The organism is Mycobacterium sp., assembly GCF_965277065.1.
In the GTDB taxonomy this organism is placed as follows: domain Bacteria; phylum Actinomycetota; class Actinomycetes; order Mycobacteriales; family Mycobacteriaceae; genus Mycobacterium.
Genome location: NZ_CBDIBT010000017.1, coordinates 49654 through 74468, shown reverse-complemented (window position 1 = coordinate 74468; position 24815 = coordinate 49654). Strand labels below are relative to the sequence as shown.

At 66.2% G+C, this 24815-nt stretch carries 25 protein-coding genes and 2 pseudogenes; 18 read left to right on the top strand and 9 right to left on the bottom strand.

Translation table 11 applies throughout. From position 1 onward, the window contains the following. Positions 1-35 precede the first annotated feature (35 nt). Positions 36-389: pseudogene (locus ACQY5A_RS08765) on the bottom strand (FHA domain-containing protein); the annotation flags it as partial. A 142-nt stretch (positions 390-531) separates the two neighbouring features. On the opposite strand from ACQY5A_RS08765, the gene ACQY5A_RS08760 reads away from it, so the two are divergent. Further along, positions 532-2571, top strand: coding sequence for a serine/threonine-protein kinase (locus ACQY5A_RS08760; RefSeq protein WP_428340440.1), 2040 nt, complete (start codon positions 532-534; stop codon positions 2569-2571). 20 nt (positions 2572-2591) lie between these two features. Here ACQY5A_RS08760 and ACQY5A_RS08755 read toward each other — a convergent pair whose 3' ends face one another. Further along, positions 2592-3173, bottom strand: coding sequence for a TetR/AcrR family transcriptional regulator (locus ACQY5A_RS08755; protein ID WP_428340003.1), 582 nt, complete (start codon positions 3171-3173; stop codon positions 2592-2594). Between the two features lie 88 nt (positions 3174-3261). Between ACQY5A_RS08755 and ACQY5A_RS08750 the strand changes: the two genes are divergently transcribed. From ACQY5A_RS08750 to ACQY5A_RS08740, 3 genes are read left to right on the top strand one after another with little or no spacing between them, the layout of a single operon-like run. Beyond that, the gene (locus ACQY5A_RS08750) at positions 3262-4140 is read left to right on the top strand and encodes an LLM class flavin-dependent oxidoreductase (RefSeq protein ID WP_428340002.1); all 879 of its coding nucleotides are present in this window, start codon (positions 3262-3264) and stop codon (positions 4138-4140) included. A gap of 49 nt (positions 4141-4189) precedes the next feature. Further along, positions 4190-6349, top strand: a complete 2160-nt coding sequence (uvrB, locus tag ACQY5A_RS08745) for an excinuclease ABC subunit UvrB (RefSeq protein ID WP_428340001.1) — start codon at positions 4190-4192, stop codon at positions 6347-6349. Next, positions 6346-7746: an MFS transporter gene (locus ACQY5A_RS08740; protein ID WP_428340000.1), complete on the top strand. Its 1401-nt coding sequence runs from the start codon at positions 6346-6348 to the stop codon at positions 7744-7746. Before uvrB ends, ACQY5A_RS08740 begins: the two co-directional genes overlap by 4 nt. A gap of 52 nt (positions 7747-7798) precedes the next feature. Here the strand turns inward: ACQY5A_RS08740 and ACQY5A_RS08735 are convergent, their stop codons facing one another. After that, the gene (locus ACQY5A_RS08735) at positions 7799-9361 is read right to left on the bottom strand and encodes a glycosyltransferase family 39 protein (protein ID WP_428339999.1); all 1563 of its coding nucleotides are present in this window, start codon (positions 9359-9361) and stop codon (positions 7799-7801) included. Between the two features lie 324 nt (positions 9362-9685). Here ACQY5A_RS08735 and ACQY5A_RS08730 point away from each other — a divergent pair, with 324 nt between their 5' ends. Beyond that, positions 9686-10126 (top strand): universal stress protein, encoded by a 441-nt coding sequence (locus ACQY5A_RS08730; protein WP_428339998.1) that lies wholly within the window; start codon positions 9686-9688, stop codon positions 10124-10126. A gap of 3 nt (positions 10127-10129) precedes the next feature. Here ACQY5A_RS08730 and ACQY5A_RS08725 read toward each other — a convergent pair whose 3' ends face one another. Both ACQY5A_RS08725 and ACQY5A_RS08720 read right to left on the bottom strand, forming a co-directional pair. Then, on the bottom strand, positions 10130-11644 hold the full coding sequence (locus tag ACQY5A_RS08725; protein WP_428339997.1) for an Hsp70 family protein: 1515 nt from the start codon (positions 11642-11644) through the stop codon (positions 10130-10132). Positions 11645-11696: 52 nt separating this feature from the next. Continuing rightward, positions 11697-11882: pseudogene (locus tag ACQY5A_RS08720) on the bottom strand (MBL fold metallo-hydrolase); the annotation flags it as partial. 15 nt (positions 11883-11897) lie between these two features. Between ACQY5A_RS08720 and ACQY5A_RS08715 the strand changes: the two are divergent. The 12 genes from ACQY5A_RS08715 (at position 11898) to ACQY5A_RS08660 (ending at position 19517) form a co-directional block, all read left to right on the top strand. Next, the gene (locus ACQY5A_RS08715) at positions 11898-13346 is read left to right on the top strand and encodes a recombinase family protein (protein ID WP_428339996.1); all 1449 of its coding nucleotides are present in this window, start codon (positions 11898-11900) and stop codon (positions 13344-13346) included. Beyond that, entirely contained in the window at positions 13343-13789 is a 447-nt protein-coding gene (locus ACQY5A_RS08710) for a hypothetical protein (protein ID WP_428339995.1), read from the top strand. The genes ACQY5A_RS08715 and ACQY5A_RS08710 overlap by 4 nt, the downstream gene beginning before the upstream one ends. Before the next feature lie 79 nt (positions 13790-13868). Further along, positions 13869-14108 (top strand): hypothetical protein, encoded by a 240-nt coding sequence (locus tag ACQY5A_RS08705; protein ID WP_428339994.1) that lies wholly within the window; start codon positions 13869-13871, stop codon positions 14106-14108. Then, positions 14105-14320, top strand: coding sequence for a hypothetical protein (locus tag ACQY5A_RS08700; RefSeq protein WP_428339993.1), 216 nt, complete (start codon positions 14105-14107; stop codon positions 14318-14320). Before ACQY5A_RS08705 ends, ACQY5A_RS08700 begins: the two co-directional genes overlap by 4 nt. Further along, complete coding sequence (locus ACQY5A_RS08695) at positions 14317-14862, top strand: hypothetical protein (protein WP_428339992.1); 546 nt, start codon at positions 14317-14319, stop codon at positions 14860-14862. Before ACQY5A_RS08700 ends, ACQY5A_RS08695 begins: the two co-directional genes overlap by 4 nt. A 478-nt stretch (positions 14863-15340) precedes the next feature. Continuing rightward, the gene (locus ACQY5A_RS08690; RefSeq protein WP_428339991.1) at positions 15341-15553 is read left to right on the top strand and encodes a hypothetical protein; all 213 of its coding nucleotides are present in this window, start codon (positions 15341-15343) and stop codon (positions 15551-15553) included. A 181-nt stretch (positions 15554-15734) separates the two neighbouring features. Further along, the gene (locus ACQY5A_RS08685) at positions 15735-16493 is read left to right on the top strand and encodes a hypothetical protein (protein ID WP_428339990.1); all 759 of its coding nucleotides are present in this window, start codon (positions 15735-15737) and stop codon (positions 16491-16493) included. Between the two features lie 358 nt (positions 16494-16851). Beyond that, the gene (locus ACQY5A_RS08680; protein ID WP_428339989.1) at positions 16852-17193 is read left to right on the top strand and encodes a hypothetical protein; all 342 of its coding nucleotides are present in this window, start codon (positions 16852-16854) and stop codon (positions 17191-17193) included. Further along, positions 17190-17726, top strand: coding sequence for a hypothetical protein (locus tag ACQY5A_RS08675; protein ID WP_428339988.1), 537 nt, complete (start codon positions 17190-17192; stop codon positions 17724-17726). Before ACQY5A_RS08680 ends, ACQY5A_RS08675 begins: the two co-directional genes overlap by 4 nt. A 136-nt stretch (positions 17727-17862) precedes the next feature. After that, positions 17863-18690 (top strand): phage major capsid protein, encoded by an 828-nt coding sequence (locus ACQY5A_RS08670; RefSeq protein ID WP_428339987.1) that lies wholly within the window; start codon positions 17863-17865, stop codon positions 18688-18690. An 84-nt stretch (positions 18691-18774) separates the two neighbouring features. Then, complete coding sequence (locus ACQY5A_RS08665; protein ID WP_428339986.1) at positions 18775-19227, top strand: hypothetical protein; 453 nt, start codon at positions 18775-18777, stop codon at positions 19225-19227. A 101-nt stretch (positions 19228-19328) separates the two neighbouring features. Beyond that, the gene (locus ACQY5A_RS08660) at positions 19329-19517 is read left to right on the top strand and encodes a ribosome modulation factor (protein WP_428339985.1); all 189 of its coding nucleotides are present in this window, start codon (positions 19329-19331) and stop codon (positions 19515-19517) included. On the opposite strand, the gene ACQY5A_RS08655 is transcribed toward ACQY5A_RS08660, so the two are convergent. The 3 genes from ACQY5A_RS08655 to ACQY5A_RS08645 all read right to left on the bottom strand — a co-directional run bounded on the left by ACQY5A_RS08655 (position 19507) and on the right by ACQY5A_RS08645 (position 21442). Continuing rightward, positions 19507-20391, bottom strand: coding sequence for a tyrosine-type recombinase/integrase (locus tag ACQY5A_RS08655; protein ID WP_428339984.1), 885 nt, complete (start codon positions 20389-20391; stop codon positions 19507-19509). The two genes, ACQY5A_RS08660 and ACQY5A_RS08655, sit on opposite strands and share 11 nt — an antisense overlap. Further along, complete coding sequence (locus ACQY5A_RS08650; protein ID WP_428339983.1) at positions 20388-20633, bottom strand: hypothetical protein; 246 nt, start codon at positions 20631-20633, stop codon at positions 20388-20390. The genes ACQY5A_RS08655 and ACQY5A_RS08650 overlap by 4 nt, the downstream gene beginning before the upstream one ends. Positions 20634-20764: 131 nt before the next feature. Continuing rightward, entirely contained in the window at positions 20765-21442 is a 678-nt protein-coding gene (locus tag ACQY5A_RS08645; RefSeq protein ID WP_428339982.1) for an MBL fold metallo-hydrolase, read from the bottom strand. Positions 21443-21535: 93 nt separating this feature from the next. Here ACQY5A_RS08645 and uvrA point away from each other — a divergent pair, with 93 nt between their 5' ends. Then, a complete protein-coding gene (gene uvrA, locus ACQY5A_RS08640; protein ID WP_428339981.1) occupies positions 21536-24457 on the top strand; it encodes an excinuclease ABC subunit UvrA in 2922 nt (973 codons plus the stop codon). Between the two features lie 102 nt (positions 24458-24559). On the opposite strand, the gene ACQY5A_RS08635 is transcribed toward uvrA, so the two are convergent. Further along, positions 24560-24811 (bottom strand): hypothetical protein, encoded by a 252-nt coding sequence (locus ACQY5A_RS08635; RefSeq protein ID WP_428339980.1) that lies wholly within the window; start codon positions 24809-24811, stop codon positions 24560-24562. Positions 24812-24815: the final 4 nt, after the last annotated feature.

The following is a 24815-nucleotide window of genomic DNA, read 5'->3' as shown; positions in this document are numbered from 1 at the left end:
TCGTGGACGTCGATCACCGGACGGCGATAGCCGTTGACGAACGTCCCGTTGACCGAGCCGTTGTCGATGGCGATCCACTTGCCGTCGTCGAAACGCAGAATCAAGTGCGCGCGAGAAATCCGCGGGTCGGCGATCCGGACATCGGCACGCAGGTCGCGGCCGATGATGACGTCGTGACCCGGCACGAAAGTGCTTTCTGAGCCGTTGTGCCAAATGGTCAGAATGGGCGGGGCTGGTCGACTCACCACACCAGTATCGACTCCACGACGGCATGGCTTGCAAGAGACGCACTGTGATTCAGCTATGTATCGCCGCGAGCTGCCGCCACGACCTCGATTCACAGCTGTTTCATACGACGCACAACAGGGGCGCACCGCATCCCGCGGCATGATCGTCCATGGTGAGCCAGTTCGGGCACCACGGCGGACGTTGAAAATGCCCGGCCCGCAAGTGATTCAAATCTGAGTCAGGCGGGTGACCGGACGAGTGGTGGAGCACACGCCGGGCGAGCGAAGTAAGGGGAACGCGTCGATGGATGAGGCGACCAGAGCTACCCAGCGCTGGGACGCCCAATCAGGGCCGGTCGCGAAGCCGGCGGCACCGCCGCGCCAGCGCAGTCTGCTGGAACGTGGCTACGCATCGCTTCCGGATATGGGGATCACTCGGCTGTTGACCCGGGTGCCCCTGATCGGGTCGCGGCCTCGGCGCGACGAGGTGGCCGTCGGTCGGCGTAGCGCCAACGACTCCTCGGAAAGCGCGCTTGCCACGCCGACGTCGTTCGCGGGCTACACCATCCTGCGGCCGCTGGGATCCGGTGGGATGGCCGACGTCTACCTCGCCAAACATCCGCGCCTACCGCGCCGGGATGCGCTCAAGATCTTGAGCGAAGGGACGACCTCGGATGCGGAGTTCCGCGAAAGATTCAACCGGGAAGCCGATCTCGCCGCCACGCTGTGGCACCCGCACATCGTGGCAGTGCACGATCGTGGTGAGTTCGACGGTCACTTGTGGATCGCCATGGACTACGTCGAGGGCACGGATGCCGCCCGGTTGATGCGGGAGAAGTTCCGGGGCGGGATGCCCGAGCAGGATGTCTGCGCGATCGTCACCGCGGTCGCGGGCGCGCTCGACTACGCGCACGCCCGTGGTCTGCTGCACCGGGACGTCAAACCCGCCAACATCCTGCTGACCCACCCTGACGAGGACGATCACCGAATCCTGTTGGCGGACTTCGGCGTTGCCCGTCAACTCGCCGACATCAGCGGAATCACCGAGACCAACGTCGCGGTCGGCACCGTCGCTTACGCGGCACCCGAACAGCTCGTCGGCTCCAACATCGACGGCCGCGCCGACCAGTACGCGCTGGCGGCGTCGGCGTTTCACCTACTCACCGGCGCCCCGCCGTTCTCGAACCCCAACCCGGTCGCGGTGATCGGGCAGCACCTGCACGCGGCGCCACCGAGGCTCAGCGACTACCGCCCCGATTTGGCCGGGCTGGACGACCTGTTCGTCAAAGCTCTGGCCAAAGAGCCCGCGGACCGATTCGAGCGGTGCCGTCAGTTCGCGGCGGCGTTCGGCGAACAGATCTCCGGATGCGGCGAGGGCGATCGACCGCGACCGCTGATCCGGCGTCCGCGCACCAGGGTCCGCGCGCGGAAGTTGACGCTCAAGACCGGCATCGCCGCCGCCCTGATTCTGGCGCTGCTATCGCTGGCCGTCACGTGGTCGATCTCATTCTTCTCCTGGGACGACCAGCCGCAAGTGAACAACGCGTCACCGCCGCGGGTGAGCAAAACGTCGACCTCGGGGTCGGCTCTGGCGGTGCCCCCCTTGAACGGCAGCTACCGGCTCGACTACGACCGCGCCAAGCAGACATCGAATGGCGTCATCCGGACCAACGGCGGCGACACGACGTGGTGGGCCTTCTCGTCGGCCTGCACCGCATCCGGGTGCGCGGCGACCGGCACCAAACTCGACGCGGCCAGCCACACGTCCGCCAAGAGCACCGGCACCGGCAACGCCAGCGTCCTGCATTACGTCGACGGTCACTGGCAGAGCGAGCCGCGGCAGATGCAAGCCCAGTGCCAGAAAACGCGTGGGGCGCCGATCGTCACGCAATCCGAGACGGTGGTGTGGTCTTTGACGCCGGAACCCGATGGCACGCTGCGCGGCGTCCAAACCCAGGCCGTGCAGACCAACGAGTGCGGCTCGCAAGGCGCAACGCTGCGGATCCCGGTCGTCGGATCGCGCACCGGCGATATTCCGCCGGAGGTGATTACCGCCGATCCGGCGAAGGCCGCCAACCAGACCCCCGCGCCGATCGGGGCCCCGGCGCCGACCGTGCTGGGCGGGCCGTGTACCGACATCGACAAAGTCGCCTACGACTCGACGTCCAACGAGCAGGTCGTCTGCGAGACCAATATCTGGGACAAGGCGCCGGCCACCACAGGCGTGCATCCGGTCGGAACCGCGTGCACCGATACACCGGTGTTCACCATGTCGAAGTCCGAGGACGGGCATCTCATCGAATGCGACCCCGGTACTCGGATCTGGAGCAGCCAGCACAGCTGACGGGAGTTGCCCACCCAATCTTATTTGGAGCGAAGGCCCGCAATGAGGCGCCACACCATCTCTCGTGCGTCGTAGGTTGGGTCGTTGTCGGCGCCGATGCAGAGGTTGCCGATCGCGCGCATCAGACTGTAGGCGTTGACCTCAGGGGGGATTTCACCCGCTGCCGCAGCTGCTTCGAGTAATTGGGCGCAGGTGGGAACCAGCCGATCGATGAAGAAGGCATGCAGCGCCTGCAGCGCAGCTGAATCTGACCGAATGGCGCTGGCAAGCCCGTGTTTGGTGATGAGGAAGTCGATGAACTGGTCGACCCACTCCACCAGCGCCGCCAGCGGGGAGTGGCTGTCGCGCAATAGATTTGGACCGGCTTGCGCACACGCCTCGACCTGATGGCGATAGACCGCCTCGATGAGATCGGCCCGCGTCGGGAAATGCCGGTAGATCGTCCCGACGCCGACCCCGGCTCGAGTCGCGATGTCACGGACGGGCGCGTCGACACCCGAAGCGACGAAGGCCGCGGCGGCCGCGGCAAGCAGGGTCGCCTCGTTGCGCCGTGCATCGGATCGCTTCCGCGACGCGGCCGCTTCCGTTCCGCCATCGGCCATAGCCTCTCCCGGTTTGAAAAGCGGAACATGGTTCCGTATTCTGAAAATTGGAACGTTGTTCCGCTTACTGCATCGTAGAGGAGTCTGCATGTCACTAACTTCAGAAGTGCGTTTCGGTATCGCGACTGCTCCTCAACAGGTCTGTTACGACGACATCGTTCGCGTATGGCGTGAGGCCGACGCGCTGCCACTGATCAGTCATGCGTGGCTATTCGATCATCTGCTGCCGATCGCCGGCGACTCCAACGGTCCGATTTTCGAGGGGTGGACATTGTTGTCGGCGTTGGCCGCGCAGACCCGCCGGTTGCGATTAGGACTTCTGGTCACCAGCAACCGCTTTCGCCCGCCGGCCATGCTTGCCAAAATCGCCACCACAGTCGATGTGGTCTCCGGTGGGCGCCTGGACTTCGGCATCGGTGCGGGCTCGCGCCCGAGCGTGCCGGCGGCCCGACGAGAGTATGAGGCGCACGGTCTGCCCTATCACGAGTTCGCTGACTCGGTGGACAGTCTTGATGAGGCAATATCGGTGATCAAGCGGCTATGGACCGCATCCGAGCCGTTCGATTTCGCCGGCGAACATGTCCGGCTCACCGGAGCCTTCGGCAATCCGAAACCGGTCCAAAACCCGCATCCGCCAATCATGATCGGTGGTCGCTCGAAGCGGACACTGCGTGTCGCCGCCCGCCACGCCGACCTGTGGAACATCCCTGGCGGCGACCTCGGCGACGCGGTCGAGCGGAGCGCTCTGCTGGATGGCTACTGCGCTGAGATCGGACGTGAGCCCGGCGCGATCACGCGTTCGATGTATGTACCGGTGGACTACGACCGACCCCCTGCCACCCGCGCCGTGATCGGCGAAGCCGTTGATGCAGGTTTCACTCACCTGGTGCTGGGATTAACCGCGCCGTTCCCGGTCGGCGTTGCACAGTGGGTTGTCGACGAGCTCATCACCCCAGCTGGAGTCTGACCCACGACGATTGCCGCACGTGTCGGTGCCGGGCTCTACCCTGGTGACCATGGCGTTTGCTACCGAACATCCAGTGCTGGCGCACTCTGAATACCGTCCCGTCGAGGACATGGTGCGGGCCGGCGGCCGCTTCGAAGTGGTCAGCCCGTACGCGCCGGCCGGTGACCAGCCGGCCGCGATCGAAGATCTCGAACGCCGGATTCGGGCGGGGGAGCGCGACGTCGTCCTGCTCGGTGCAACCGGTACCGGTAAGTCAGCCACCACCGCCTGGCTCATCGAGCGGCTGCAGCGGCCCACCCTGGTGATGGCCCCGAACAAGACGCTGGCCGCGCAGCTGGCCAATGAGCTGCGAGAAATGTTGCCGCACAACGCGGTTGAATACTTCGTCTCGTACTACGACTACTACCAGCCCGAGGCGTACATCGCGCAGACCGACACCTATATCGAGAAGGACAGCTCGATCAATGACGACGTCGAGCGGCTGCGGCACTCTGCGACGTCATCGCTGCTGTCGCGCCGCGACGTGGTGGTGGTGGCGTCGGTGTCGTGCATTTACGGGCTGGGCACGCCGCAGTCTTACCTGGATCGGTCGGTGGAGCTGAAAGTCGGCAGCGAGGTCCCGCGGGACGCGCTGCTGCGGCTGCTGGTCGACGTGCAATACACCCGCAACGACATGTCATTCACCCGTGGCACGTTCCGGGTGCGCGGCGACACCGTCGAGATCATCCCGTCCTATGAGGAGCTCGCTCTTCGCATCGAGTATTTCGGCGACGAGATCGAGGCGCTGTACTACATGCATCCGCTCACCGGAGATGTTGTGCGCCAAGTTGATTCGCTGCGCGTTTTTCCGGCGACCCATTACGTGGCCGGACCGGAACGCATGGCCCACGCCATCTCGACCATCGAGCAGGAACTCGAGAATCGGCTGGCCGAGTTGGAGGGCCAGGGCAAGCTGCTGGAGGCTCAGCGCCTTCGAATGCGGACCAACTACGACGTGGAGATGATGCGGCAGGTCGGGTTCTGCTCCGGGATCGAGAACTACTCGCGGCACATCGACGACCGCGGGCCCGGCTCGCCCCCTGCGACGCTGATCGACTACTTCCCGGAAGACTTCCTGATGGTCATCGACGAGTCGCACGTGACGGTGCCGCAGATCGGCGGCATGTACGAGGGCGACATGTCGCGTAAGCGCAATCTCGTCGAATTCGGTTTCCGGCTCCCGTCGGCATGCGACAACCGGCCGCTGACGTGGGAGGAGTTCGCCGACCGGATCGGCCAGACGGTGTACCTGTCGGCGACGCCGGGTCCCTACGAGCTGAGCCAGGCCGCCGGGGAGTTCGTCGAGCAGGTGATTCGTCCGACCGGGCTGGTGGACCCGAAGGTGGTGGTCAAGCCGACCAAGGGTCAGATCGATGATTTGATCGGCGAGATCCGCAAGCGAGCCGAGGCCGACGAGCGCATCCTGGTCACCACCCTGACCAAAAAGATGGCCGAGGATCTGACCGACTATCTGCTGGAGCTCGGTATTCGGGTGCGCTACCTGCACTCCGAAGTCGACACCCTGCGGCGGGTGGAGCTGCTGCGTCAGTTGCGGCTTGGTGAGTACGACGTGCTGATCGGCATCAACCTGTTGCGAGAAGGACTGGACCTGCCGGAGGTGTCGCTGGTCGCGATCCTCGACGCTGACAAAGAGGGCTTCCTGCGCTCGTCGCGCAGCCTGATCCAGACCATCGGCCGCGCCGCCCGCAACGTGTCCGGTGAGGTCCACATGTACGCCGACAAGATCACCGACTCGATGAAAGAGGCGATCGACGAGACCGACCGGCGCCGCGCCAAGCAGGTCGCCTACAACGAGGCCCACGGCATCGACCCGCAACCACTGCGCAAGAAGATCGCCGACATCCTCGACCAGGTCTGCCGCGAGGCCGACGACAGCGACGCCATCGAGATCGGCGGTTCCGGCCGTAACTCCTCGCGCGGCCGCCGTGCCCAGGGCGAGCCGGGCCGGGCGGTCAGCGCCGGTGTCTTCGAGGGGCGCGACACCGCGAACATGCCCCGGGCCGAGCTGGCCGACCTAATCAAGGATCTCACCGCGCAGATGATGACCGCCGCCCGCGACCTGCAGTTCGAGCTGGCCGCCCGGTTCCGCGACGAAATCTCTGATCTGAAAAAGGAGCTGCGCGGGATGGACGCCGCCGGGCTGAAGTGAGCGCGGCTCGCGGCACGACGGCCGACGACAGCTGGCGGGCGCTGCTGGGCCCGAAATTCCTCGGCACATCGACACTGCTGGCCGGCGGTGTGGCGCTGTATGCGACGAACGAATTCCTGACGGTCAGCCTGTTGCCCAGCGCGATCGCCGAGATCGGCGGGGAGCGGCTCTACGCGTGGGTGACGACGCTGTACCTGGTCGGGTCCGTGGTCGCAGCCGCGACGGTCAGCGCGATGCTGTTGCGGCTCGGAGCCCGACGGTCATTCCTGATGGGCCTGGCCGTCTTCGGGATCGGCAGCGTGGTGTGCACGATCGCGCCGGGCATGGGGGTGTTGTTGCTGGGCCGCACGCTGCAGGGTGCGGCCGGGGGACTACTGGCCGGACTGGGCTATGCGCTGATCACGACCACTCTTCCGCGGGTGCTGTGGACGCGGGCGTCAGCGTTGGTCTCGGCGATGTGGGGTGTCGCCACGGTGGTGGGCCCGGCGGCAGGTGGCCTGTTCGCTCAATTCGGTTTGTGGCGTTGGGCATTCGGCGTCATGGCGATGCTGTCGGTGGCGATGGGCGCCCTCGTCCCGCTCGTGCTGACGGCCGGTCACGTCGATCCCGATCATGTTGTGACTGACTTGCAGGTACCGGTGTGGTCGGTGCTGTTGTTGAGTGCCGCGGCGCTGACCGTTAGCATCGCCCAGGTTCCGACCGACGTCGCTGCGACCGCCGTGTTGCTCGTGATCAGCGTGGTCCTGATCGTCCTGTTCGTTGTCGTGGACCGACGGATGTCGGTAAAGGTGCTGCCGCCGAGCGTATTTGGGCCAGGGCCTTTGAAATGGATCTATTTGGCGCTGGCGGTGCTGATGACCTCGGCGATGGTCGACATGTACGTGCCGTTGTTCGGGCAGCGGTTGGCGCATCTGGTTCCCGTGGTGGCCGGATTCCTGGGCGCAGCACTGGCAATCGGCTGGGCGGTCAGCGAACTTCTCAGCGCGTCGCTGAAAAGCAGGAAAGCCGTCAATCGCGTCGTCATCGCCGCGCCGCTGGTGATAGCGCTCGGACTGCTCCTGGCTGCCGTCACCCAGGTCGAGAACGCGCCGGTGAGTCTTGTCGCCACCTGGGCGCTGGCGCTGACACTCACCGGAGCCGGCATCGGCGCGGGCTGGCCTCATCTGTCCGCGTGGGCGATGCAAAGCGTCGACGAGCAGGACGGGGCCGCAGCGGGCGCCGCGATCAACACGATCGAAGTGATCGCCGGGGCGTGCGGCGCCGGGCTGGCCGGTGTCGTGGTCAACAGCGCGCAGGGCGGTGTGGTGATCGCCGCGCGGGCACTGTTCGCGGTGTTCGCCGCCGTCGGCGTGCTGGGCGCGCTCGCTTCCTATCGCGCTGTCCGCGGTCTGCGGTGAGCAGCTCAGGTTCGCGCGCAAGCGATTTCGGCGGGCGCCTGCCGCGACCCGATCAGCGGATCGACTTGACCACCTGAGCGCGATGGAATTGCCAGCGCTCGACGATGCGGAACCCCACGTTCTGCGGCACCAGATAGGCGGGGGTGTGGGCCAGCACCCGTCCCGGCGGCAGCCTTGTGCCGGCTTGATGATCCGGCAGTTTGGTGTCGTGGTCGGAAATCGTCCACAGTGTCGTGCATCTGTAGAGTCGGCCGACGATCAGCCAGACCGCGATATGGCCGTCCCACAGCGTCTCCCGCTTGGGTGCCGGCACGCCACGGCCGATGTCCACCAGGGGCCGGAAGGCGGCTGGACGGGCCGCGAGCAGAGCGCGGACCGGCCCGGGCAGCCAGCTGACCGTGTTGTCGACCAGCAGGCAGTCACCGGGCGACGCCTGGGCGGTGACGAGATCGGCGACGTCGCTGTAGTCCCAGCCCTCCTTGGCATAGCGCTGGCGTTGCGAGAGTAGATAGTTGGGCACACCCGCGGCGGCAAGAACGACCAGGATCAGCGCGATCCACCGCGGCTGGCGGACGATTGCCACGATGCAGATGGCCAGCACGATCGCCATCGCGGGCGTGGTGAAGAACAGATACCGCGGGTAGTAGAACGGATCGCTGATCGCCGAATAGATCAGGCTGATAGCAGTCGGGATCACAATCCACGCCCCGCAGATGACCAGCATCCGGCGGGTGTCGACGACCGCGTGCCATTGGCCAGTGATCCGAATCGTCAGCGCAACAACGACAATGAGTGCCGCCAGGATCGCGAACGGGACACTGTTGTCGAAGTACTGGTGCAACACGACGTCGAGCACGCTGTGCCAGCTCAACGAGTGAATCCACGCGACCTGGAAGCTCTGCCCCCGGGCGAACAGCATCAGCGGCGTCAGTGCGGCCACCGCAACCGCCGACGAGACCGCCCACCCCACGATGACGGAGCGTTGGCGCCGCAGCACCGGTGTGACGACGGCGTACGCCGGCACCAGCAGCACCAGATAGACGTTGAGCAAGATCGCCAACATGAGCGCGAGCGAATAGAGCGCCCACAGCCACCAGCGGTGCCGTCGTACCGCGGTGACCAATAACACGGTCAGCCAGACCGCCACGGCCGCGGTCAGCGCATACGAGCGGGCTTCGACCGCTGCCCACGTCACGCGCGGCAAGATGGCGAACACCAGGCCCGAGCAGACCGCGGTGGTCCGCGGCAAAAACAGTTTGCCAAACACCACAACCCCGGCCGCCGCGATCCCGACGGCCACGCAGCTGGGCACGCGCGACCAGAACTCGGTCGGCGGAGTAAGGCAGAACCAGCCGTGCATCAGCAGGTAAAACAATCCGTGGACGGCATCGATTCGGCCCAGCAGGCCCCAGAGCTCGGGCAGGGAACGACTGGCGGAGGCTGAAATCGTTGCGCTCTCGTCGAACCACAGCGAGGGATGTCCCGCTGCCACGCTGCCGATGATGCTCGCCGATATCGCGACCGCGAGCGGGTCCAGCGCCCGACCCGGGCGCCGCGGAGGCGGATCATCTGAGGCGACCGCTGTGGTCGGTTCCTCGACTGTGGTGGCAACCATGATGTGTGTCACTGTAAAGGCACTCTGGTGAACCTGCTTACCTGTCGTGGCTGCTCACGCACTACTTTTGCTCGTGTGACCGCATCCGTGAGCGCGCCGCCGCTTGTGGGTTATCAACGAAATAATCTGCACCTCAACACATTTGAATGAACTGGACCGAACGCCGGCAAAGCCGCGGGTCGGATTGGCGCGTCAGAATTCGCGTGCCACACCGCGAGCCGAGCATTGTGAGCCGGATCGGCGTATTTCAATTCGACCATCTGCGTGCGGCAAACCGTTACTGTCTGGGGTTGGCGTAGCAACCGAACACACCTGGGAGGGTAAATGAGCGCCTATCGGACCGTGGTGGTAGGAACCGACGGATCGGATTCGTCGCTGCGCGCGGTGGAGAAGGCAGGCAGCATCGCCGGCGCGGACGCGAAGCTGATTGTCGCGACGGCCTATCTGCCTCAACACGAGGACTCGCGGGCTGCCGACGCTCTGAAGGACGAGAGCTACAAGGTGTCGGGGAGTGCCCCGATCTACGCGATTTTGCGTGAGGCCAAAGATCGGGCCGCCGCTGCGGGGGCTGCGAACGTCGAGGAGCGCTCGATCGTCGGCGCCCCGGTGGACGCGTTGGTCGGGCTCGCCGAGGAGGTCGGCGCCGATCTGCTGGTCGTGGGCAACGTCGGCCTCAGCACGATCGCCGGTCGACTGCTGGGATCCGTTCCCGCCAACGTCTCGCGTCGGGCGAAAGTCGACGTTCTGATCGTTCACACCTCGTAAGCGCTACGCGCTGGCGAGGTCGCGGCGCTCCAACCGGAAGGTGCGGCTCAGCCGCTCCGGGCGCGTGCTGAGGGTGACCTCGACGGCTCCGCTGGACGTGATGACGTAGCGCTCCTCGACATCCGGGCCGTCGTCGCGACGGTGCACCGGGCGCCGCGGAAGATCCCGATCGTCGTCGAGTGCCGGATCGAACGGGAAAAACACCGGGTCATACGGAGTGACGTCGCCGTCCGGTCGGCCGTCGCGTAGCCGGCTACATTCCACGAACCGGAAATGCCCGATGTTGTGCGCGGCGCGGTAGCTGCGGGTCACAACGACGGGAGGCTGGCCCGCGGTGGGCAGCTCGGCACCCTTGGGCACGATCGGGTCGAAGTACACGTCCTCGCCGGCGCACGCCTCGCGAAAGACGCCGAAGTGGCGCGAAAGACGTTCCGACAGAGCGAATCCGGCCTCTCGATCGAGAAATGCCGCCAGGCCGATCGCCGTCGCAGCGAACGGGTGCAGCGAACGCTTGACCCGCTTCTCGTCGAACGCGTTGCGCAGCGCCCGAGCCACCAGCGGGAAGCTGCCGGCACCGCCCACCACGTAGATGCCCGCGATCTCGGACCAGTCGACATCGCCGCTGCCCCGATCGCGCAGAACGCGGGGGAGGGCAGCAATCGTCCTGTCCACCAGAGGAATACAGGCCTCGTAGACGTCGTCGATCGGGCAGGTGAACGTCTGCTTGCCGACGGCGCTCAGGTCGACCAGGAATCGGCGGGTGTTGGGGCCGATGGACTCCTTGCGAACGGCGCATTCCTCGCGCAGCAGTTCGCGAGCGCCCGCCGGCAGCCTGCGCAGTCCGGCGCCGCTGCGAACGAGCTTGAGGATCGCCTCGTCGAAGTCATCACCGCCGAGCCGCTGGATGCCTTCACTGCTGACCACCTCGTTGAGCCGGCCCGTCATCCGCAGCAGCGACGCGTCGAACGTTCCGCCGCCGAGGTCGTAGACCAGCACGTACTCCCGGTTGGCGGTGATCGTCGAGCGGTACCGGTGGGCGTACTCGAAGCCCGCCGCGGACGGCTCGTTGAGCAGAGCGACCACCTCGAAGCCGGCCTGCGCGAAGGCGTCCAGCGTCAAGAAGCGCTGTGAGCTCGAGGCGTTCGCCGGCACGCTGATCGCGGCCTCGACATGCTCGCCGGGCGACAATTCGGCGTTGGACCGGTGCTGCACATCGTATTTCAGCTGGGCCAGGAAGCCCGCGAACAAGTCCGCCAGCCGGTGCGAGCGGCCGGCCAACTCCACAGTGGTCGTCGGTCCGGCGTCGTTGAGCAGACGCTTGAAGGAACGCAGCACCGACCAGGCCGGGTCATGCCGGACGGCGGCGGCCTCCGGCCCGTAGCGCAGATCGCCGGATCCGTTGGCCGCGATCAGCGACGGCCACGAATCGACTCCGTCGAACGACACCACGGGATAATTGCCCCGATCGACGATCGCAACCACGGTGTAGGTAGTGCCGAAGTCGATCCCCACCCTCATCGGGCTGAGTTTAGGGGCTGCACCGCGTTTCGCGGCGCTGTTTACCCACCGCTCACCAACCCCGGCTGCGCCACTCGGCCAGATGCGGTCGCTCGGCGCCGAGCGTGGTGTCGTCGCCGTGGCCGGGGTAGACCATGGTGTCGTCGCCGAAGCGGTCGAACACCCGGGTGGTCACGTCATCGATCAGCTGCTCGAAATCGCCAGGCTGCCAGGTCTTGCCGACACCACCAGGGAATAGAGTAGGTTCTGAAACGTGAATACACCGCAACAGGAGAGAGTCGCCCTTTACGCGCGTATAAGCCAGGACACCACGGGCCAAGCGATAGGCGTAGCTAACCAGCTAGAACACGCGCGCACGTTCGCATCCGCGCGGGATTACCAGATCGTTGTCGAGCACTCTGACAACGACATCAGCGCATTCCGCGGCGCGCAGCGCCCCGGTTATCAGAAGGTGCTGAGGCTGGCTCGGGATCGCAAGATCGACCGCGTCATCGTCTACCAGCTGACCCGGATGACAAGGAACCGCGGCGAGCGCGCCGAGTTCATCGACTCTTTTCACGCCTGCAAGGTCAACGTCTCAGAAGCGCAGGGCGGCGATTACGATCTGTCGACCGCGGCCGGCCGCAGCTGGGTCGATATTCAGGGCGCATTGGCGACATGGGAGTCGGAGATTAAGTCCGAGCGCGTCACCGCCGCCGCGGTGCGGCGCGCGCAGTCTGGCCGGCCATCCGGCGACCTCGGGTACGGGTGGTTGAAACACGGCACGGGATCCACGGCCACGTGGACCGAACACCCTCGCGAGGCCGACGTCGTCCGCGAAGTCGTCGACCGCCTGCTGTCAGGTGAGTCGCTGCGCGGCATCACGGACCGGTTGAACGATCGAGGCGAGATGGCGCCGAAGTCGTCGCGGTGGGGCAAGACGTCGGTCAAGAAGCTGGCGTTGCGCGACTCGAACATCGCGCAGCGGATCCATCACCGCGCCCAGGCCGACGAGGAACGTTTCGACGGGTGCTGGCCCGCGCTGGTCGATCGCGCTAAGCACGAGAAGGTCGTCGCGCTGCTATCTGATCCGGGTAGGCAGTCGAACGGCACCACCAGGCCGGGGGCGCGCCGGCATCTGCTTTCGTGGGGGATCGGCGAATGTGGCGTCTGTGGTGAGAAGCTACGGGCGGTCACCAAGCGCGGACCGTATGGTCGTCCCCTCGACCTCTACGTGTGCGATGGAAAGGGCTGCGTCGGCCGCTCCGAGCCGGCCGTTGACGATCTGGTCAAAGGTGTTGTGATTGGTCGTATGTCGATGCCTGACGCGCTCGACTTTCTGCTCGGTGACGATGCCGAGGCTCGGCGATGGTCGGAGCGTATCGACGAAGTCAGCCGGCGTATGGCCGACGCCGCGGACGCTTTCGCCGAAGGCGCCATCACCGCCGAGCAGCTGCGCCGGATCACGGCGCGTCTGCAACCGGAGCTTGACGAGGCCGAGCAGCGCCGCGCCGCGTCGGTGGTATCGCTGGACCTCGAAGCGCTGCGACCGCTGGCGGGCCCGCACGCCGCGCAGCGTTGGGACGAAATGACGATGGCGCAGCGGCGCGCGGTGCTGAGCGCGCTCGGGCTGCGGGTCGTCATCAACCGCACTCGCCCGGGCCCCGGCTTTGATCCAGAGAGCGTGATGTTCGAGTGGGCGTCGCGGAGGTCTGGACAGTGAACGCCGACGGCGGTGTTCAGGTCGCGTTAGTGACCGTGGCGTGTAGTGATTCGCACACCGACGACCAGCCCACGTGCTACTGGACATTCATCCGGCAGATGGGCCGATTCGGCGCTGTGTGGGTTGAATCCAGCCGTGAGGGAGCACTTATCGAACTCATCGACGGCGAGCCGCGCCACCGCGGCACGCGCCCGCGAGTAGTCAAAATTCTCGACCAAGACGGGAAACACCGGCACGGGTTGAGTGCCACCGCCGGGCGGGGCTATCGGCGCCACTTCGACTTTAAGTGCAACTCGTGCAAGTTCACGCTGCCATCGCCCGCAGAACGGATCGAGCCAGTATTCGACCGAATCGCCGCCGCCGCCAGCACTTTTCCAGTGTCGCTCGAATCCGGCGCGCCAGAACTCGGCTTGAGGACACTCGCTGCTATGTTGAGGTCGTAGCACAGGCGCCTCAAGGGGTCGGGTGGTTTACAGAAGCCTCTCGCGGAGGGTAATCCCTCCTGCTTGAAGAGGTTCCACGATGGCCCTATCGAAGGCCGCAGCACATCATCGCGCGAAAATCGGGGCCCTGAGCCGGTCCCGGTCCAGCGATGACCCAGAACTGCTCGAAGCCAAGCGCAGCCTGATTGAGGCACAGGCAGCCGCCTACATCGAGAAGGTGCTCGCCGAGGCGCCGCCGCTGAACGATGAGCAAAGGATCCGTCTCGCTGAACTGTTCCGGCCGGCCAACGCCACAGCGCGGAGCGGTAGCGGCGCATGAAGCCCGCCGACGAGCCCCAGGTCCATGTCGGGCCGAATGCCGGTCAGCCCGGTCGGGTAACAATCGCGGTCGGCTCCGGTACGGACCCGTTCTCGGTGACGCCTGAGTTCGCGATCGAACTGGCCGGCCGGCTGCTCGACGCGGCAACCGAATCACGTGACCTGCGAGAAATTGAGTCGCGTGACGTGCGAAGCGCCGCCTCGGCGACATGACAGAGCAACTGGCGTTCTGGGGTATGCCGCGGCGGCGCCGTCGACCAGGCCGGCCGTCGCGGCGTGCCCTATTCGATCGGGCGCTCGACACGATGCGCACCTATGCGGAGTTGTCCGCAGGGGCCGGCCCGACCAACGAGCGTTCCGACCCGTCGATGTGGATCCTGATGAGCGACGAGGATTGGGACAACCCCTGGCTGAACAACGTCGGAATGGCTGCGCGGGGCTTGTACTGGACCGCGCTCGCCTGGGCGAAAGATCAGACCCGCGGCCGCGATTTCCTGGCATCCAAATCGGTGCTCGGCGACCTGGATTCGTGGTTCATCCCCGACGGGCAGATCCGCTACTGGAAGTCGACTCGCGAAGCCAAGCAATTGGTTGAAGCAAGTATCTGGATTCCGGTTCTGGGCGGCTACCGGTATGTCTATCTGCGAGAAGAGAACAAGCCCAAGACGTTCTACGAGAAGCGATCGAAGGACGCCAGCCGCAAGCGTGGACAGCGCGCGCCCCGGCCGTCCGACGATGCCGCCGGCGGGTGGTGAATGTGTTTGCTGGAAAGTGCTTGTCCCAGTGGGACACCGGGTGGGACAAGGTAAAGGCAGTGTCAGACCTTGCTACAACCGCACATCCGGGGACCTGCATAAACGGCGCAATGTCCCACCGGGACACCTGGGTACGTCTCGAACCCACGCCAGCTTGTGTCAGCGATGAGTTTGCAGACGTAACCGCCGCCGCGTTCACAGCGCGACCGTCCAGACCCAAAAACAGGCTGCCGCGGGAGCTCCGCTCCCTTGCCACGTATCCGATTTCTGGTCACCAGCCGTTGTCGATCAGCCGTCGTGCGCGCCCAACGACGCAACGCAGACGACCTTCCCGTCGAGAACAGCACGGCAACTTCGAACAACGGCTGGCGACCAGAACCATTTACGTGGCAACCGAGCGAAGCGAGGGCGGCAGCCTGTCGTTGCGTTACTCGGGAACGTCACCAACGCGCGCGCAAGGCCGCGTCCGGGGTGGCCGATGAGGCGCACCAGAGCGACCGAGCAGACCGCGCGCGAGGAACGCCTGTCCGCGATCGCGCGGTGCCATCGCTGCGACCCATGCGGCTGGCGACTGGGCCCGGACCACACACCGATCGAACCAGCGAGGCGATGCACCCACAACAGCACGCCGCCGGTGGCTGTCCGGGACATCACTGAGCCCATCCATCAAGCCGACCTGTTCGACACCTAGGAGCCCTAGCCGTGACCTACCGCCGCATACTCGACGAACACGCCGCCTGCGAACTGCTCGCCGAAGTCCGACTCGCGCACCGGCCCTGCTGCACGTGCTGCCTCATCTGCCAGTCGTGCGGGCACCCCTGCCAGCAAGTGCGACTGGCCGAGGCTCTACGCCAATTCATCGAGCACGCGCAATGACGGTCGTCAACGACGACCCCTTCGGCGACTTCATCGCCGCCGTCACCCTGTGGCGCTACTGGCATGTCCCTACGCAACGCGGCCAGCGCCGCAACCTACGCAACATTTCCGCGAAAGATGTGTCGCCGTGGGTTCGTGGCGTCACACATGCCGTCTGCCCACTCAACCCCGAACACACGCCGCCACACCGCGATTGCACCTGCGGCCTCTACGGTTCGGTCAACCTCGCCGACGTTCAACACGCGTCAGCCTGCCGGTACCGGGCACTCGACCAGTCTGAACGGCTGATCAAGCTAGGGCTACACGGCACACTCGGAAGCCCCCAAGGCCGCGGTATCCGCATGCCGCAGTTAGAACAGCAAGTTCGAAACGACCGGCGCTTCGATCTCGTCCTCGGCCGCATCCGAGCATTCAACGCCATACCCCACCAACGCCCACCCGGCAGCCCCAAACTTCCATCCTGGCGCGCACAGTCAGCCCAGATCGAGGCGCTTTACATCTCAACCCGCGTCACTCTAGACCCCGAACGACTGCGCGCGACACTGACCGAAACATACGGAGTCCTAACCGAAATCGGCTACCCGCCTTACACGCAAGCCGACTGGGACACCAGGGCCAACGTAAGCGATGACAACGACTCCGCATGGGCCGAGGTCGGGCTGCACCCGCCAGGCAAGACACCGCCGCCGCGCCGCTTCTTCACAGCATCCGCGCCGGGCCGCAAGCGCCTACGCACCTGGACCGAGCAGACATGACACCCACCGATGACCAGGATCAACACGCCTTTCGCGCTGTGCTCGTCTGCCATCCCGACCCGAGCGTGTCAGGCACCGCCGAGTGGACGTTCTGGGCAGACCTCGCGGAAGCGAAGCAGGCCCGAGCCGAGCTCACTCCCTGCGGTCCGCTCTGCATCGGCTCTCACACCGCCGTCAGGCTCGGCGCCGAGCTCGAGCCCAGGCGCCGGACGACGACGCCGAGGACCAGGACGTGAGCACCAGGCGACCTGAGCAACCCAGGGGCAGTGACCCCCAGCCGGCACCCCCGCGCCCCCCATGGCCTTAGGCAATGCCCCCCCTGATTCCGCACAAAAAAACAAATCGAGAGGATCCAAAATTGACTGACAGAGAAGACTTGCGGGCTGCGGCTCGGGAGTTGTTCGGCGATTTGGGTGAGCGCCCGCCGGGTCCGCGGCACGAAGTCACGCTGGCCGAGGTCCAGGGCTACTCGGCGCGGTGGCAGGCCAATCAGCAGGCCGGCCGTTGCCACACGACCGAGGCGGACGTCGACCTGGACCTCGACGGCGTGCCGATCGGCGTCGGCCCGTCGACCGACGTGTTCACGTTCTCGTCGCTGGCGATCAGTCAGGCCGACGCTGACCGGCTCGGCATCGAGTCCGGCCAATATCCGGGCGTGACCATCGTCCGGCCCTACTCCGAGAGAGAAACCAACCGATGAGTACCGACACCAGCACCACCGATACGGCCACGGTCGAGCCAGATTCGACCGACACCGACGAAACAACCGCCAGCGGCAGCGAGGCACCCGAGGCGCCGGTCGACGGCGCCGAAGATGCCACGGAGGCCGTCGAGGACCAGGACGACGACGCCAGCGACGGAGCGGGCCGGGAGGCGGCGAAGTATCGGCGCCGGCTGCGCGAGGCCGAAGCCGAGCGCGACCAGCTCGCCGAACGAATCGAGGCCATGCAGCGCGCCGAGGTTGAACGGCTGGCGACCGCGGACAGTCTCCGACCGGCTGCGCTGTGGGCGTCCGGCGTCGAGCTCGCAAATCTGGTGGCCGATGACGGCACGGTCGACGGCTCGAAAGTGTCGGATGCGGTCGCGGCGGCGCGTGAACAGCTAGGTATCGCGGCGCCGCCGGTCGGTCCGGTCGTCAAGAGGGAGGGCCTCGGCGTCGGACGTCCCCCGAAGCCGTCCGGGCGTGACGCGATGGCCGGCGTAATCATGGGCCGCGACAGCGACGACCGCTAGAATCGTGTGCTGTGGCCGGTCACTGATCCCGGCGGGACGTCCCGGCCACAGCACAGCCCCAGGAGGGCAACCGCGAAAGCCTTGCAGGCCAGCGGCATTCGACTCACACGTCTAACTCTCCTGAGAGGTTTTCATCATGGCAACCAAGACCACGCCCAACAGCCCGAAGGCTTGGGCACCCGACCTGACCGCGTTCGTACCCGCCGACGTCGTGCCCGACGCGCTGATCCTGAACACAGCGAACGTTGTCGGGCAGATCGAGGGCGACGAGCCGGCGATCCGAGTTCCGTACGTCGCCGACGATGGCGTCGTCGGGTTCGTCGCGGAAGGCGCCGAGATTCCCGACGCGAACCAAGAATTCGATGAGGCCGTCGTGCTGACCGGCAAGGTCGCCGCGCTCGGCAAGTACAGCTTCGAGACGCTGGCGCAGCCCGAGGCCGCGCGGATGGTCGTCGACTCGCTATCGCGAAGCGTCGTCACCAAGGCCAACGCCGCGTATCTCGGCAGCCTCGCAGCCGACCCCGGCCCGACCGGTCTGCTCAACACGCCGGGAATCACCAACGGCGGCGCGGTCGCGGATGATCTGGACCCGCTGATCGACGCGATCGCCGGGATCGAGGACGCCGGCGGCACGGCAACACACATCATCGCGTCGCCGGCGGCCTGGGCGTCGCTGTCGAAACTCAAGCGCGCTGCCGACTCGAACGAGTCGCTGGTCGGCGCCGGCGTCGTGGCCGCTACCCGCGCGCTGCTCGGGCTTCCCGTGCTGGTCACTCCGGCCATGCCTGTCGGCTCGCTGCTGGTCAGCGATGAGTCCGCGATCATCGGAGCACAGAGCCCAGTCCGGCTCGCGCGCTCCGAGGACGCCTATTTCAGCTCGGACGCGATCGGCGTCCGGGTGACGTGGCGCCTGGGCTGGACGGTCATGCACGCCGCGCGCGTGGCGAAACTGACCATCGCCTGATAAGCGGCCTCCCGGTTGAGCGCCGAGGGTGACGTAGACCCAGCGCCGGCGCTCCCGGGAGGCACCCACATAGGAAGGCTGTACATGCCTGAGCCGACGACTGAGACGGCACCCCTGGTGGTGCCGGCCGACCTGGCATCGTTCGCGACCATCCCGCCGGCGAAGGCCGCGGCGATGATCGAGGACGCGATCGGGATGGCCGAAATCGTCGCGCAGTGCATCACGACAGAGGGGTTCGCGCACCGGAGGGCGGCGAAGGCCATTCTCCGGGGCGCGATCCTCCGCTGGAATGAGGCCGGGGCCGGCGCTGCGACAACGCAAACGGCGGGGATCTACGGGCAGACCGTCGACACCCGGCAGCAACGGCGGGCGATGTTCTTTCCGTCGGAAATCGACCAGCTGCAGAAACTCTGCCGCGGCGACAACGACGGCGGCGCCTACTCGATCGACCTCTTCCCGCAACGCGGGCCGCGGCCGTCTGCGCGTCAACACTTCGAGTGCGACCTCGACGAGCGCAACCTCGACACCAGTTGGTGAGTCCTCAACCCAGGGGGGATGAACAGCTTGGGCGACGTCGAGGTCCAGGCCATCGGCGTGGTATCCCCAGGTGCGGACCTTCATGCCTGCATGATGGGCCGATGTCGAAGCGCGCGGAATACACCTACGCGCTATACGCCGGCCGTCTGGCGGATCCCGGCGACCGCAACCCGTACGCCGGCCAATCGCTGGTCCTCGCGAAGCTGTGGCAGCGCGGGTACGGAACCATGCTCACGATCCGCACCGCGGCGACGCCGGCGATGCGGCGTTACCTCGCGGCTAACAACTGAGCGCAGCCATTGCCGCAGCGCGAATCTCGTCGGAGTCGACCGCGGTGTATCGCTCGGTCGTCGCAACGCTGGAATGGCCGAGCAGCGTTTGCACTGCGCGCAGATTCCGCGATCCGCGGTACGCCCTCGTCGCGAAGCGGTGCCGCAGCGTGTGAGCGGTCCAGTGGTCGGGCAGCGCGCCGGCCATCAGCTTGCCGACCCACCGCGGCGACAGATGCCCGTCCTCGTCGCCAGGGAACAGGAACCCGTCGGCGCCGGCGATCGCGACGGCCAGGCCGTCGCCGATCGGTACGACGCGCAGCTTCGCGCCCTTGCCGTGGACCAGAAGCTCGGCGCCGGCCGGCCCGCGCGTGAGGTCGCGACGATGGACGCGCGCTATCTCGGCGCGACGTAGACCTGCCTCGGCCGCGAGTCGCAGCATCAGGCGCACACGCGGATCCGCACCGGCGATCGCCGCGAACCATGCCGAGTCGGGCGCCGGCCGCGGTGCCGGTGCCGCCGCGCGCATCACCGGCAGGTCTGCGGCCGGGTTCGCCGGAAGGTGCCCGGCGCGATGGGCCCAGCCGAAGAACGAGGCGGCGGTGTTTCGGTGGCTGCGGCGCGTCTCGATGCTCCACGTCTGCCGGCCGAACCAAGCGAGGATGCCGGCCGTCGTGACATGTGCTGGCGTGCAACGGAGCCCGCGCGCCAGGCAGGCCAGATGCCCGCGGCGGGTGGCGATCGTTGCGGTCGAGCGGCCGGCGCCGGCCTCAGCGGCGAGGTAGTCGTCGACCAGTGCGGCCCATGCCGTTGGGAACGGTCGCGGCGCGGGCCCGCTCGGTCGGCGATCGCTAAGGGTCGGAGTCGGATGACGACCCTTGGGACTCCCGCTCACATCACAGCCACGATGCTGGCGGCGAGGTCGAGCGCCTGGGCGACGCCGGCGCGGTCTTCGCACGGCCACCGGCCGGCGCGCACGGCCGACGCGCGAGAGCGCATCGAGCGGGCCGGATCGCTGCGCCGGAAGCAGAAGTCGAAGCTGAGTGCGGCGACCAGGAGCTCGCCGTCGCTCATCGGCAGATCAGTAAATACGCCCGCGGCATCGAGGTCCGCGAGTAGCGCATGAGTGGTTGTCATGCACCGTAGCTAACCCCACGGATCGCGAATTGCCAATGGCTGCAAGGAAAGTCGGACATATGTCGCTGTCAGCGCAAATGTCGAAAACGGGCATATGCCGCGCGCAGGCATACGTCGCAGCGGCGCAGTGGCTACCAGCCGCGCTCGCGCCACTCCGACAGGTGAGGTCGCTCCGCGCCCAGGGTGGTGTCGTCACCGTGGCCGGGATATACGACCGTGCGATCGTCGAAGCGCGCGAACACCTGTGTTTCGAGCCCGCTCATCAACGAGTTGAAGTCTTCCGGGCGTGTTGTCCGTCCAGGACCGCCGGGGAACAAGCAATCGCCGGTGAACAGCTGAGTGACTCCGCCGGTCGCCGCCCCGTCGAGGGCCAGCGCGACCGATCCTGGGGTGTGCCCACGCAGGTGGATGACGTCGAAAGTCAGCTCACCGATCTGAATGGTGTCGCCGCCGGCCAGCAGGCGGTCCGGTGTGACCGGCAGCGGTTCGGCGTCGATCTTATGTGCGGCGGTCGGCGCCCCGGTGGCCGCGGCGACGGCTTCGAGCGCTTGCCAGTGGTCGAAATGTTGGTGGCTGGTGACGATCAGAGACACCTTCGGGGCGTGCGCGCGGACAAGGTCGACGAGAGCGTCCGCGTCATTGGCGGCGTCGATCAGGAGCGTCTCGCCGGTTGCGGAACAGGTGACCAGGTAGGCGTTGTTGTCCATGGGGCCGACCGACGTCTTCACAATCGACGCGCCCGGCAGGATTCGTCGCGCGGCCTCACCCGTTTCGACGTGGCCGGTGTAGTTGTCGTTCAGGGTGGTCATACCAGTCACGGTAACGGGCTGACCGTCGCTTGTCGGTGGGGGCACTTAGCATGGTGATGACGTGTGTGACGAGCTCGGAGTGGAAGAGACATCTTGGCTGACCGCCTGATCGTGAAGGGTGCTCGCGAGCACAATCTGCGCAGTGTCGATCTTGATTTGCCACGCGACGCAATGATCGTCTTCACCGGGCTGTCAGGCTCGGGAAAATCCTCGCTGGCGTTCGACACGATCTTTGCCGAGGGGCAGCGGCGCTACGTCGAATCGCTGTCGGCCTACGCCCGCCAGTTCCTTGGGCAGATGGACAAGCCGGACGTCGACTTCATCGAGGGGTTGTCCCCGGCGGTGTCCATCGATCAGAAGTCGACCAACCGCAACCCACGGTCGACGGTCGGCACTATCACCGAGGTCTACGACTACCTGCGGCTGCTCTACGCCCGGGCCGGCACACCGCACTGCCCGGTCTGCGGTGAGCGGATCGCCCGCCAGACTCCGCAGCAGATCGTCGACCAGGTGCTGGTGATGCCCGAAGGCACCCGCTTCCAGGTGCTGGCCCCGGTGGTGCGGACCCGAAAGGGCGAATTCGCCGACCTCTTCGAAAAACTCAACGCGCAGGGCTACAGCCGGGTCCGGGTCGACGGCGTGGTGCATTCGCTGACCGATCCGCCGAAACTGAAAAAGCAGGAGAAGCACGACATCGAGGTCGTGGTGGACCGCCTGACCGTCAAGGCCAGCGCAAAGCAGCGGCTCACCGATTCGGTCGAGACCGCGCTGAACCTGGCCGACGGCATCGTGGTGCTGGAGTTCCCAGATCATGGAGCTCACGACGCCCACAACCGCGAGCAGCGGTTCTCCGAAAAGCTCGCCTGCCCCAACGGGCACGCCCTAGCCGTCGACGATCTGGAGCCGCGGTCGTTCTCGTTCAACTCGCCGTACGGCGCCTGCCCGGAGTGCGTCGGTCTGGGCATCCGCAAAGAGGTCGATCCCGATCTGGTGGTGCCCGACCCGGATCGCACCTTGGCCGAGGGCGCGGTTGCGCCCTGGTCGATGGGCCATACCGCGGAGTACTTCACGAGAATGATGGCGAGTCTGGGTGACTCCATGGGCTTCGACGTCGACACACCGTGGCGCAAGCTACCGATCAAGGCGCGCAAGGCAATTCTGGAGGGTTGCGACGAGCAGGTGCACGTCAAGTACCGCAACCGATACGGCCGCACCCGCTCCTATTACGCCGACTTCGAGGGCGTGCTGGCGTTTCTGGAGCGCAAGCTGGATCAGACCGAATCCGAGCTGATGAAGGAGCGCTACGAGGGCTTCATGCGTGACGTTCCGTGCCCGGTGTGCGACGGCACCCGACTCAAGCCGGAAATCCTGGCGGTCACCCTGGCTGCCGGTACGCACGGCGCCAAGTCCATCGCCGAGGTCTGCGAGCTGTCCATCAACGACTGCGCGGACTTCCTCAACGGGCTCACGCTGGGCACTCGCGAGCAAGCGATCGCGGGCCAGGTACTCAAGGAGATCCAATCGCGGCTGGGCTTTCTGCTCGACGTCGGACTGGAATATCTGTCGCTGTCACGGGCTGCGGGCACACTGTCCGGTGGCGAGGCGCAGCGCATCCGGCTGGCCACCCAGATCGGCTCCGGGCTGGTCGGCGTGCTCTACGTGCTCGACGAGCCGTCGATCGGCCTGCATCAGCGCGACAACCGCCGTTTGATCGAAACCCTCACTCGCTTGCGGAATCTGGGGAACACCCTGATCGTCGTCGAGCACGACCAGGACACCATCGCGCACGCCGACTGGGTGGTCGACATCGGTCCGGGCGCCGGCGAGCACGGCGGCCACATCGTGCACAGCGGCACCTACGCCGACCTGCTGATCAACAAGGAATCGATCACTGGCGCGTTCCTGTCTGGTAAGGAAAGCATTGCGGCCCCGGCGATTCGGCGTCCGGTGGACAAGAAGCGTCAGCTCACGGTCGTCGGCGCCAACGAACACAACCTGCGCGGCATCGACGTGGCGTTCCCGCTCGGCGTGCTGACGTCGGTGACGGGCGTGTCCGGCTCCGGCAAGTCGACGTTGGTCAACGACATCCTGGCCTCGGTGCTGGCGAACCGGCTCAACGGCGCCCGCCATGTCCCGGGCCGCCACACCCGCGTCACCGGGCTGGACCACGTCGACAAGCTGGTCCGGGTCGACCAGTCGCCGATCGGTCGCACCCCGCGATCCAACCCGGCCACCTATACCGGCGTCTTCGACAAGATCCGCACCCTGTTCGCGGCGACCACCGAGGCCAAGGTGCGCGGCTATCAGCCGGGCCGATTCTCGTTCAACGTCAAGGGCGGTCGCTGCGAGGCCTGCACCGGCGACGGCACCATCAAGATCGAGATGAACTTCCTGCCGGATGTGTATGTGCCGTGCGAGGTGTGCGACGGCGCCCGGTACAACCGCGAGACCCTCGAGGTGCACTACAAAGGCAAGACCATCTCCGAAGTGCTCGACATGTCGATCGAGGAAGCTGCGGAGTTCTTCCAGCCGATCACCGGCATTCACCGCTATCTGCGGACCCTGGTCGACGTCGGACTCGGGTACGTGCGCCTTGGCCAGCCGGCGCCGACGCTGTCCGGCGGTGAGGCGCAGCGGGTGAAGCTGGCCTCGGAGTTGCAGAAGCGCTCCACCGGGCGCACCGTCTACATCCTCGACGAGCCCACCACCGGCTTACATTTCGAGGACATCCGCAAGCTGCTCGACGTCATCAACGGCCTTGTCGACAAAGGCAATACGGTGATCGTCATCGAACACAATCTGGATGTGATCAAGACCTCGGACTGGATCATCGACATGGGTCCAGAAGGCGGCGCCGGCGGCGGAACCATCGTCGCCCTCGGCACACCGGAAGACATCGTGGAGGTGCCGGAAAGCTACACCGGCAAGTTCCTCGCGGAAATACTCGCCGCCGGTCGCAAGCCGTCAGCCGGCACCACGAGGCGAGCGACCAAGCGCCGCAAGGTCAGCGCCTGAGCCCAGCGGTCTCACGTGTCACCGTCCAGACAAACTGCCGGCTGGTCAGCCTTCTTCGCCGCTCGTCGGTCGTGAATTCACGCACGGTGGCTGGGCGCTGCGTCAGCGGCTGTCGTCGCGCATCGATTCGCGGATCTGGGCCAGCCGATCCGCGGCGGCGTGCTGCCTCGCTTCGAACTGCTCCTCGACGTCGCGGCCCTCGGGGGTTTCGGCATCCAGTTCCCCTGCTCCGATAGACGTCTCGTAACGGGACTCGATCTTCTCCCGAACCGCATCGAACGTCGGAACACCGGAACTTGTGTAGCCGGTGTCGGTGGCGGGCTCTGTGGCGGGATTCTCCGGCTCGTCGGGCACAATG

What these genes read in the sequence shown, in the direction of transcription:
- ACQY5A_RS08650 (WP_428339983.1), bottom strand. Translation starts at nt 20,633, where the DNA reads ATGACAACCACTCATGCGCTACTCGCGGACCTCGATGCCGCGGGCGTA.
- ACQY5A_RS08675 (WP_428339988.1), top strand. Translation starts at nt 17,190, where the DNA reads ATGAGTACCGACACCAGCACCACCGATACGGCCACGGTCGAGCCAGAT.
- ACQY5A_RS08725 (WP_428339997.1), bottom strand. Translation starts at nt 11,644, where the DNA reads ATGAGGGTGGGGATCGACTTCGGCACTACCTACACCGTGGTTGCGATC.
- uvrB (WP_428340001.1), top strand. Translation starts at nt 4,190, where the DNA reads ATGGCGTTTGCTACCGAACATCCAGTGCTGGCGCACTCTGAATACCGT.
- ACQY5A_RS08705 (WP_428339994.1), top strand. Translation starts at nt 13,869, where the DNA reads ATGGCCCTATCGAAGGCCGCAGCACATCATCGCGCGAAAATCGGGGCC.
- ACQY5A_RS08670 (WP_428339987.1), top strand. Translation starts at nt 17,863, where the DNA reads ATGGCAACCAAGACCACGCCCAACAGCCCGAAGGCTTGGGCACCCGAC.
- ACQY5A_RS08660 (WP_428339985.1), top strand. Translation starts at nt 19,329, where the DNA reads ATGTCGAAGCGCGCGGAATACACCTACGCGCTATACGCCGGCCGTCTG.
- ACQY5A_RS08750 (WP_428340002.1), top strand. Translation starts at nt 3,262, where the DNA reads ATGTCACTAACTTCAGAAGTGCGTTTCGGTATCGCGACTGCTCCTCAA.
- ACQY5A_RS08690 (WP_428339991.1), top strand. Translation starts at nt 15,341, where the DNA reads ATGAGGCGCACCAGAGCGACCGAGCAGACCGCGCGCGAGGAACGCCTG.
- ACQY5A_RS08700 (WP_428339993.1), top strand. Translation starts at nt 14,105, where the DNA reads ATGAAGCCCGCCGACGAGCCCCAGGTCCATGTCGGGCCGAATGCCGGT.
- ACQY5A_RS08665 (WP_428339986.1), top strand. Translation starts at nt 18,775, where the DNA reads ATGCCTGAGCCGACGACTGAGACGGCACCCCTGGTGGTGCCGGCCGAC.
- ACQY5A_RS08755 (WP_428340003.1), bottom strand. Translation starts at nt 3,173, where the DNA reads ATGGCCGATGGCGGAACGGAAGCGGCCGCGTCGCGGAAGCGATCCGAT.
- ACQY5A_RS08685 (WP_428339990.1), top strand. Translation starts at nt 15,735, where the DNA reads ATGACGGTCGTCAACGACGACCCCTTCGGCGACTTCATCGCCGCCGTC.
- ACQY5A_RS08645 (WP_428339982.1), bottom strand. Translation starts at nt 21,442, where the DNA reads ATGACCACCCTGAACGACAACTACACCGGCCACGTCGAAACGGGTGAG.
- ACQY5A_RS08735 (WP_428339999.1), bottom strand. Translation starts at nt 9,361, where the DNA reads ATGGTTGCCACCACAGTCGAGGAACCGACCACAGCGGTCGCCTCAGAT.
- ACQY5A_RS08730 (WP_428339998.1), top strand. Translation starts at nt 9,686, where the DNA reads ATGAGCGCCTATCGGACCGTGGTGGTAGGAACCGACGGATCGGATTCG.
- ACQY5A_RS08695 (WP_428339992.1), top strand. Translation starts at nt 14,317, where the DNA reads ATGACAGAGCAACTGGCGTTCTGGGGTATGCCGCGGCGGCGCCGTCGA.
- ACQY5A_RS08760 (WP_428340440.1), top strand. Translation starts at nt 532, where the DNA reads ATGGATGAGGCGACCAGAGCTACCCAGCGCTGGGACGCCCAATCAGGG.